Source organism: Arsenophonus nasoniae DSM 15247, assembly GCF_000429565.1.
Classification (GTDB): Bacteria; Pseudomonadota; Gammaproteobacteria; order Enterobacterales; family Enterobacteriaceae; genus Arsenophonus; species Arsenophonus nasoniae.
In genome coordinates, this window is the sequence record NZ_AUCC01000099.1 from 1 (window position 1) to 9279 (window position 9279).

The window sequence follows — 9279 nt, forward strand, 5'->3', positions numbered from 1 at the left end:
CGTTCTGTGTGAGCTGAGGTCTCTTTTTTGAAAGGTTAGCATCATGAAATATCCAAAAGTAAATATTTATGGCATTCCTGTTAGAGTTGATGAAGAAGGACGTTTTAGTCTCAATGATTTGCATGCGGCAGCAGTAATAAAAGGTGAAGCTACAGAGTCTCAAAAGCCAAGCAAATTTATGAGAAGTTCTCAGATTAAAAATTTTGTTCAAGTATTAATCGCGGGACAAAATTGTCCTGCGGTGGTTGTAAATAATGGTGGATGTTCCCATGGTGTATGGGGGCTAGAACTTGTTGCTATTAGGTATGCCGCATGGATAAAACCGGAATTTGAAATACAAGTTTATAATACATTTCGTCACATGGTGATGAATGGATTTGATGCGATGTATAGACTTAATCAACTTGATTTAACAATTAATTCAGAAAGCAAAGAGATTAGTCAATGCGCGAGTAAAATGGGAAGGTGGGGAGCTGGAGGAAGAAAAAGGTTATTAATGACAGCAAGAGAAAAAATGATTGAAGAAGTTCAACCATTTTTACCTGGCGTTCATTGAGGATTTGAGATCCGAGCTGGATTTAATAATTATTTATGAGCCTCCAATTTCAGAGGCTCCTATAAACTTTTGGCATTAACTACTGCTTATCAAAACAATCAAAAACTTACATCAAAAGTAAGTTTAAATTAAATAACCAGCATTTTATTCCGTATGGTATCAAAAAATACCGGTGATTTATTAAAGTTAGCAGAATAATGTTCTGAAATATTTGAATTTGATAATTGTCAAAAAATAGATAGATAGTTGGATTCCTTAAAATGCACAAAGAAACAGCAATATGTATTGCTAGCGGCCCATCTTTACTATCACAAGATGTAGAGTTGATTAAAAATTACACAAAAATTGCTGTTAATTTAAGTTACAAATTGGCTAAAGACTGTGATTATTTAGTCGCTGGAGACTATAAATTCTGGCTGCATCATTTTGATGAGATAAAGAAAGAAACAAGCGCTCAGCTATTTACACGTAGTAAATTAGCAGCTGCAAAATATAATTTAAACTTGCTTGATAACTGCAATAGAACAGTATGCAACAGCGGACAGCTGGCAATTGAATTAGCAATGACATTAAAGCCAAAAAAGATAGTATTGATAGGCTACGATTGTAGTATAAAAAATGGAATGCATTTTCACGGTAAGCACATAAAAGAGTTAGATAATCCAACTGAAAATTTGACAAAAAAATGGCAACAGGATTTCAAAGAATTAGCAGATAAAATTGATATCAAAATAGTCAACTGCTCACGATATACAGAATTAGATTGTTTCCCGCGCAACACACTACAAAGCGAACTTCAAAGTGACTACTAAAAAAATTTTTATTGATGGCATGTTGGGTATTGGCGACAACATATGTCAGCGTCCTTTTGTTAAAACGTTGGCCAAAGATCATGAAATCTGGATCAAGACAGCAACACCCGAAATCTACAACGGCATAAAAAACTTACATTTCGTAAAGACAAATACAACTTTAAGAACACAAGCAATACATGAAAGTATTACGCCTACATTTTTCGAAGAAGCACCAAAAGATGCTGAAAGACGAAGAATACACTATGGGGTGAAAGATTTACAAACCGGTTCAGTTTATTCAACGATGCAAAAACAGTTTAAATGTGAACCGGAAAAGCTAGATTTACCTCGTTATCGTGCGTTAAGTTTAAATATCGTTGATAAGAAACCCATTGCACTCATAAGACCCACGACTGAGCGCACAGAGTGGCATAACGCAAGCCGTGGGCCAAAGAATGAGTATATCGATGAAGTAGCAAGATTATTATCGATGGCGGGATATTACGTTATCAGCGTGGCTCATAATGAACAAGACAAAGAATGGATCACACATCCGACGCCTTTTTCTCATACTAAATTTCATCGTGGTGAGCTTAATTTATTGCAGTTGCTTTCACTTGTTGAAATGGCTGAAATCGTAGTCATTGGCCCATGCTTAATATTTCACGCCGCACTAGCTTATAAGAAGAAGATGATCTGTTTGTTCGGCGGAAATGGTGGAAATAATCATCATGAGAAAATAACAGACGATAAAGTTACCGATTTGTCTAATTCATTGATGATATATCCAGACAATTTTTGTTTTTGTCAACAGATGAAACATCACTGCGATAAAACTATTTCTAATTTAATCCCAAAAGTTAAGCCTTTTATCGATAAAGCGCGATTATCATTCACAAAAAGATAAAACATGAAAATATTCCAAGAAGAATACAAAAACGGCTTTATTTTTCTGCCGAGAATAGGTGTTGGATATTATCCAGTGCCGAATAATCGACCTTATGATGATAAATACTTTGATAAATATCAAAAAATGTCGGAAACGAAGTTGGGCAAGGAGTTAACAAAGTCTCGGATTGAACTTATTTCTCGTCATTACGAAGGACTAGTTTTAGATGTTGGTATTGGTTCAGGTCAATTCGTCACTGAAAGAGAAAATACAGTCGGATTCGATGTTAATAAAAAGGCTCTGATTTGGCTGAAAGAAAAAGACTTATATAGAAATCTATACACTCACAAATATAATGCACTTAGCTTCTGGGATTCACTCGAGCATATAGACGAGCCGCAAATTGCAATTCAACAAGCCAGAAAATGGGTTTTCGTTTCAATTCCAATTTTTGGTTGTGGTGAGCATGTCATCAGATCACATCACTTTAGACCGACAGAGCATATCTGGTATTTCACGCATCAAGGAATCATTAATTTCTTTGACTCGGAAGGATTTGAATTAAAAGAACATAATACGATTGAAACAAATCTTGGTAGAGACGGGATAGGTAGTTATGCGTTTAAACGTAAGCCAATAAACAATGGATAAGATATGGCAGGAAAAACATTATACAAAGAAGAATATGCAGAACAAGCTAGAAAACTATGCTTGTTGGGAGCTACAGATGAAGAGCTGGCAAAGTTTTTTAATATAGCAGAATCAACATTATACAACTGGAAAAATGAATTCCCTGAGTTCAAAGAGTCGATTAAAAGCGGAAAAGATGTTGCAGACGCTGAGGTAGCAAACTCTCTTTATAATCGAGCCATGGGCATTAATTATACAGAGAGGAAAGTAAAAAATGAGGGCGATAAAGAAATAAAAGAAATAACAGAAAAATTTATCCCCCCAGATCCAACAGCAATTATTTTTTGGCTTAAAAACAGGCAAAGAGATAAATGGGGAGATAAAAAAGAAAATAATAACGACGATAAAAAAATATACATTCACAACTCACTTCATATTCCGAATTCGATAGAAAACAAAGATGACGATTAATATTCACTTACCTAAGTTACATAGCGGTCAAAAAGAGTTATATCAAAAATCAATCAATCATCGATTTAACGCTTGGAAATGTGGCCGGAGATTCGGGAAAACAGCATTAATACAAATACTTACGGCATCAGTTACAACGCAATTCTTTTATCGACATGGAATGAAAATACCCAATGCTGGGTTGGTAGGGATATTTACACCAGAAGTAAAACAACAAATTGAGATTTTCGATACTGTTGAAGAATATTTATATCCGCTGATAACAAGAAAAGCACGCAATCAGGGCTTAATACGCTTAGAAAATGGCGCAAAAATAGACTTTTGGGCGCTTAATGATAATAAGTTGGCCGGTCGGGGTCGTGAATATAATAGAATCTTAATCGACGAAGCTGCTTTTACAAAAAACAAAGAAATGTTGGAAGAGGTTTGGCCAAAAGCGATTAAACCAACATTACTAACCACCAAAGGGGGTGCAGATGTTTTTTCAACCCCTAACGGTATAGATGACGAAAACTTCTTTTATGCTATCTGTAATGATCCGTCACTGGGCTTCAATGTATTACATGCACCAACCGCTAAAAATCCATTTATTCCTCAGTCTGAACTGGATAAAGAGAAAGAAGATAACGATCCACGTGTATATCAACAAGAATTTGAAGCTGAATTTATTGATTGGTCAGATGCTGCATTATTGGATGTCAATAAAATGCTGGTTGAAGGTGAGCCAGTTGAGCCACCGACAACTTGTGATCTTGTTTTTGCTGTTATGGATACAGCACTAAAAGGTGGAACAGAAAATGACGGTACAGGGGTAGTTTTCTTTGCATATGAAGAGACTTATGAAGAGCCGAAACTCACTGTTATTGACTGGGATGTTACACAGATAAGAGCATCATTACTGCCTGAATTTGTTCCTTCTGTTTTAGATAATCTAGAGCTGCTAGCAAGAAAATGTAAGCCAAGACGCGGTAGTGGTGGTATTCATATCGAAGATGCAGCCATGGGCGCCATTTTAGCTCAGAAAGCGGAAACAGAAGGTTGGCATATGACTCCGATATCTTCTGTATTGACGTCAAAAGGAAAGGATGAACGCGGCGTGATGGCTTCTAAGTATCACTACTTGGAAAAATGCAAAATAACAAAAGAAGCTTATGAAAAAGTAACATCCTTCAAACAAAAAACAGCAAATCATTTAATCAAACAAATTGCAGGATTTCATCTAGCAGATAAAAAAGCACATAAAAGAGCTGACGACCTGTTTGATTGTTATGTATATGGATTATTGCTGGCATTTGGTAACTATGAAGTAATTTAATCGGGAACAAAAATGGCGGAAATAGAAACATTAAATTCATCTAATTCACAGCTACTAAGCTTATTAGAGTCTACTGATATTAAGCCAGGATCCCGTGCGGGCTATCAACTTTGTAAATTACTTTGGGCTTATCATCCTTTGGGTGGAAAGCTAGTTGAAAAACCAATAACTATGGCACTTTGCAAACCCAGATCATGGAGTGTAAAAACTGATCCGGAAGAAAGAGTAATAAATAGATTCAAAGAAGTTTGGGAAAAGCTAAATATCACGCAAAAAATCAAAGATGGATTTTTTACAGCCAGATGTTACGGCGCATCAGCTATCGGAGTTGGAACATTAGATAAAAAAAGCGATGAATATTTAGATAGAGAAGATTTAAGAGAAGATAATATATTTATTAACATATTTGATCCTCTTAACGTAGCAGGTTCAATGGTGACAAGCCAGGATCCGAATAGTCCTGATTTTCAACAGGCTGATTTGTATTTAAATATTGCTAATCAATATTGGCATCCTTCCAGAACTATTAAGATATTCAATGGTTCTCCTATTTATCTTGAATATCAAAGTTCATCTTATGGATACACAGGAAGAAGTGTTTTTTTAAGATCGCTCTATCCGCTTCGTTCTTATTTAAAAACAATGGAAGCTAATGAAACTATTGCAGAAAAAATAGCATTGATAATTGCTAAAATATCACAAAATAGCTCCGTCATTAGCAGTGTAATGCAAAAAGTTGGTGCAATTAAAAGATCTTTCGTTAAGTCTGGAAAAAATGGAAACATATTACAAATTGGACCAAATGATTCTATTGAATCTTTAAATTTAACCAATGTTGAAGGTCCACTTAGCAAGAGTCGTGATCAAATTATTTCTGATATTGCATCAGGTAGCGACATACCTTCAATATTGATAAAAGAAGAAGCTTTTGCTGAAGGATTTGGAGAGGGAACAGAGGATTCAAAAGCCATCAGTCAATACATTGATGGTGTTAGAGAAGCTATTGATCCTGTGATGAATTATTTTGAGGAATTAATTCAATACGTAGCCTGGAATGAAGATTTTTATAATTCATTGAAGGAAGAGTTTCCGGAAATAATTACAGAAGATTACAAGACCACATTTTATAAATGGAGAGATGAATTTACCGCATCTTGGCAAGAGTTAGTTGAAGAATCACCGAATAAACGTAGAGAAAGTGATGGCGTTGTAATACAAAATGCGGTACGACTTTATGCTATTTTATCTCCTAATTTAGATCCAGAAAATAAAGCCATTGCCGCCGAATGGTTAGTTAGCATTGCCAATGAAACTGAAACTTATAAAAAATACCCATTCATTTTAGATTTAGACATTTTAAAAGAATTTCAGCCTACTCAGGAGGAAATCGATCAAAGTGGAAAAGTTATCAAACCACACTGGTAAAACATTTTATCAAGTTGTTACAGAAGCAATTAATTATTATTTAAAATACGGATGGAAATCGAAAAATAAATTAATTGAATGGAATAAGAAATTAAAAATTGCTGCAACTAAAAGATTTCCAAAAGAAGATGATGTAATAAATAATTTAAAAAAAATATATAAAAGATTGGTTATTGATGGTGGTGCATTAAAAAACAAACCGTTTGAAGGGCCTACAAAAATAACACTCGATAAAATAAAACCTAAATTAAGAAAAGAATTAGATAAAAGAATATTTGCCAGCATTAATTTGATTAAATTAAATAGAGAACAGGCGATAGAAAAAACATTACAACGATTTAATGGGTGGGTGACATCTATTCCACCGAATGGTTATTTCGATGAAGAAACTCGCAAGAACAAACATAAAATAGTTAAATCTGTTCAAGAAATAGATTATGTGAATAGAAGACTAGCGATTGACCAGGGTCATAAGCTAACAGCTAATGTTAAATATCTTTTAGCTACAGAGGGTAAAGCTATTGCTTTGACATGGCACTCACCCTGGCGAAGACCTGGTTATGATTATCGAGAAGATCATAAAGAACGTGATGAAAAAATATATTTAATTCGTGGTTCATGGGCTGACGAAAAAGGATATTTAAATCCAATTAATGGTTATTATGATGAAATAACATCTGTTGGCGAAGAAGTTAATTGTAGCTGTCAGGCTATTTATATTTATGCGCCACAAAAATTGCCAGACGAATTTTTAACGGAGAAAGGTAAAATTGCATTTAAACGAATTTGAAATTGCCAATAAAATAAAAGATGGCGATTTACCTTCGCCATTTAAATATTCAAATATGTGGCTCGTAAATATAAGAATAACCGGAACAGGAATGGCTTATCGTTCTGGTTTAAATGAACACGTTTGGCGTGATCCTGCTATTTATTTAAATGAAAATTTTTTAAAAAGAATAAATGGATTGCCGGTTATTCGAGATCACCCAGATAAATCATTATTAAATGACGATGAATTTAAAAATAGAATTCTTGGCACGGTCATGTTGCCTTACATCAAAGACGAGGAAGTATGGGCAGTTGTCAGAATTTATAGCAACGAAATCATAAAAGAAATACTAGATGGAACAGTATCTACTAGCCCCGCTGTTTCATTCAATGATAGTTCAGGAAATATTCTAATTGATGACAAAGAAAGTCATTTATTAATCGAAGGTAAGCCAGCTTTAGTTGATCACATAGCCCTAGTCACTAAAGAGCATGGCTCAATCGGCGTCTGGGATAAAAACCAAATACCGGAAGGGGTCGAAATTTCTAACAAAAAAGGTACGGAAATGGAAAAAGAAGAGTTAAAAGCCATGCTTGAGGCCTTTGCAGGATCACTTGGCACTAAAGTTGATGCGTTTAATGAACAAGTAACATCAAGATTCGATGCAGTTGAACAGAAAATGAGTAATTTTGAAATTAGACTGGATGCAGCAAAAAAAGATGAGCACATCGAAGAAGATAAAACTAAACACAAAGAGATAATGAAAGAGATAAAAGAAGTCAAAGGACGATCAGATGCCGATGAAAATGAATCTCTTAAAAAAGAAATTGCGGAACTAAAAAGCCGATTAGATAAAAAAGACAATCGTAAAGACGAAAACGATGCTGAAAAAAAAGAACGTAAAGACAGCACTGAAGAAGAAAAAAGTAAGCGTGAGGATAGAAAAGACGAAAGTAAAGAGCATGAAATGGAACGAGATAAAGAGAAGGAAAACGATAAACGCAAAGATCGCAAAGACGAAGCTGGAAATGATAATCGCTTTAGCTGGACAGCGGAAGATAAAGATGAAGATGAAAGGAAAGACAGCGCAATGATCGATGCTCGCGTGAAAGCTGACTCTGCATTCTCAGCGTGCGGTAAAACTGCGCCACGTCCATTTGATGGAGAATCATCAATAGCTTATCGAAAACGTGCTTTAGCAGCAATGCAAAAATACTCACCAGAATATAAAGACGTAAAAATTAAAGATATTGCCGATTCTGCAACACTAGCAATGGCTGAAAAGACAATTTATGCAGATGCCGCTCAAGCAATTCAATTAAAACGTCAAAATACTCCTGGTCATTTATTTGAAGTGATTAAAACAGATGCAGCTAATCGACAAATAAGAACTTTTGAGGGCGATCCGGACACTTGGATGTCAGCGTTCAAACAGCAACCTCGCAAAGTTGTTAAGTTTAATACAAGTGGAAGGATGACAGCATAATGGCAACAATATCGTTTGATCCATGGAAAACCCAAGGTGGATTTTCTAATAGTTTTAACGTTGAATCTGATGGTTTGACTCAAGGTGATGCACAAGACGATTATGCAGTTAAATCACAATTATGCACAGGCCATATTGATAAAAAATTCACAGGAGCTATGTGGGGTGGTTATGGAATTTTAGAGCAAATTCCAGGCATTACTACAACGTCTACAGGTAGCATTATAAGCGCTGCTACAGCTACACAAATCAACGGATTTACTGTATTTAATCAAGCATATCACGGTTTGATCACTGCTAGCAGTCCAGTGCCTCAATTCACCTCACCAGGAACAGTTCATTATTATCGTCTTGGTTCTAATGCTAGAATTCCTTTACCGATCACGGCCGCAGTTGCTGCGTTAGCTAATGAAGATAGCCCAACTCCTGTGGATGCTTCAGATTTTGTATGGGATACAACTAAATTCATCATTGATGTAGGTTCCAGTGAAAGTAAAGGCCCTAAAGTCCCCATCAAATTATTAAAAGTAGTTGCAGCGAATAATAATTTAACTGTTAAGAAAAATACAGATGGCACGCTAGTTTGGGATACCACAATGCCTATCGGTTTGTTTATGATTTAAGGAGCGATAAATGAGTACTTTTGCACCGGCGGTTACACTCGTATCGCCTTCTTTTATGAATCCAGATATTTTGATGCAGTATTCCATGTAATGGTCAACAAATTCTGTAGAAGATCTAAGCGGCATTTTTTAGTTCATGATATTTTTGATGTGGCGTTAAATAACCAATCGTTGAATGGCGTCGATAATAATTGTAAAACTGAATATAATTTTCAACTTCACAGACAACAGATTGATGATTCATAAACGATAAACGGTTAAGTCTTTCTGTCTTTAAACTCCTAAAAAATCTTTCCATCACGGCATTATCGAGGCAAT

General features: G+C 35.3%; 11 protein-coding genes. 10 read left to right on the forward strand and 1 reads right to left on the reverse strand.

Translation table 11 applies throughout. The features are described from left to right. Window positions 1-43 precede the first annotated feature (43 nt). The 10 genes from G468_RS0114680 to G468_RS0114725 all read left to right on the forward strand — a co-directional run bounded on the left by G468_RS0114680 (window position 44) and on the right by G468_RS0114725 (window position 8961). Window positions 44-556, forward strand: coding sequence for a KilA-N domain-containing protein (locus G468_RS0114680; protein WP_026823723.1), 513 nt, complete (start codon window positions 44-46; stop codon window positions 554-556). A 260-nt stretch (window positions 557-816) separates the two neighbouring features. Next, window positions 817-1368: a motility associated factor glycosyltransferase family protein gene (locus G468_RS21290; RefSeq protein WP_051297134.1), complete on the forward strand. Its 552-nt coding sequence runs from the start codon at window positions 817-819 to the stop codon at window positions 1366-1368. Further along, window positions 1358-2257, forward strand: a complete 900-nt coding sequence (locus G468_RS21295; RefSeq protein WP_051297135.1) for a glycosyltransferase family 9 protein — start codon at window positions 1358-1360, stop codon at window positions 2255-2257. The genes G468_RS21290 and G468_RS21295 overlap by 11 nt, the downstream gene beginning before the upstream one ends. A 3-nt stretch (window positions 2258-2260) precedes the next feature. After that, window positions 2261-2890 carry a methyltransferase domain-containing protein gene (locus G468_RS0114695; protein WP_026823724.1) on the forward strand — a complete coding sequence of 210 codons (630 nt, stop codon included), beginning with the start codon at window positions 2261-2263 and terminating at the stop codon, window positions 2888-2890. Between the two features lie 3 nt (window positions 2891-2893). Beyond that, window positions 2894-3340, forward strand: coding sequence for a helix-turn-helix domain-containing protein (locus G468_RS21300; protein ID WP_051297136.1), 447 nt, complete (start codon window positions 2894-2896; stop codon window positions 3338-3340). Beyond that, on the forward strand, window positions 3330-4655 hold the full coding sequence (locus tag G468_RS0114705) for a terminase large subunit domain-containing protein (protein WP_026823725.1): 1326 nt from the start codon (window positions 3330-3332) through the stop codon (window positions 4653-4655). Before G468_RS21300 ends, G468_RS0114705 begins: the two co-directional genes overlap by 11 nt. A gap of 12 nt (window positions 4656-4667) precedes the next feature. After that, window positions 4668-6080 (forward strand): anti-CBASS protein Acb1 family protein, encoded by a 1413-nt coding sequence (locus G468_RS0114710; RefSeq protein WP_026823726.1) that lies wholly within the window; start codon window positions 4668-4670, stop codon window positions 6078-6080. Further along, window positions 6052-6870 (forward strand): hypothetical protein, encoded by an 819-nt coding sequence (locus G468_RS0114715; protein ID WP_026823727.1) that lies wholly within the window; start codon window positions 6052-6054, stop codon window positions 6868-6870. Before G468_RS0114710 ends, G468_RS0114715 begins: the two co-directional genes overlap by 29 nt. After that, window positions 6851-8338: a cell envelope integrity TolA family protein gene (locus tag G468_RS23875; RefSeq protein WP_026823728.1), complete on the forward strand. Its 1488-nt coding sequence runs from the start codon at window positions 6851-6853 to the stop codon at window positions 8336-8338. The genes G468_RS0114715 and G468_RS23875 overlap by 20 nt, the downstream gene beginning before the upstream one ends. Continuing rightward, a complete protein-coding gene (locus G468_RS0114725; protein WP_026823729.1) occupies window positions 8338-8961 on the forward strand; it encodes a hypothetical protein in 624 nt (207 codons plus the stop codon). The genes G468_RS23875 and G468_RS0114725 overlap by 1 nt, the downstream gene beginning before the upstream one ends. Before the next feature lie 115 nt (window positions 8962-9076). On the opposite strand, the gene G468_RS23110 is transcribed toward G468_RS0114725, so the two are convergent. Then, the coding region (locus G468_RS23110; protein WP_155847007.1) for an integrase core domain-containing protein at window positions 9077-9279 on the reverse strand (203 nt) is incomplete at its 5' end.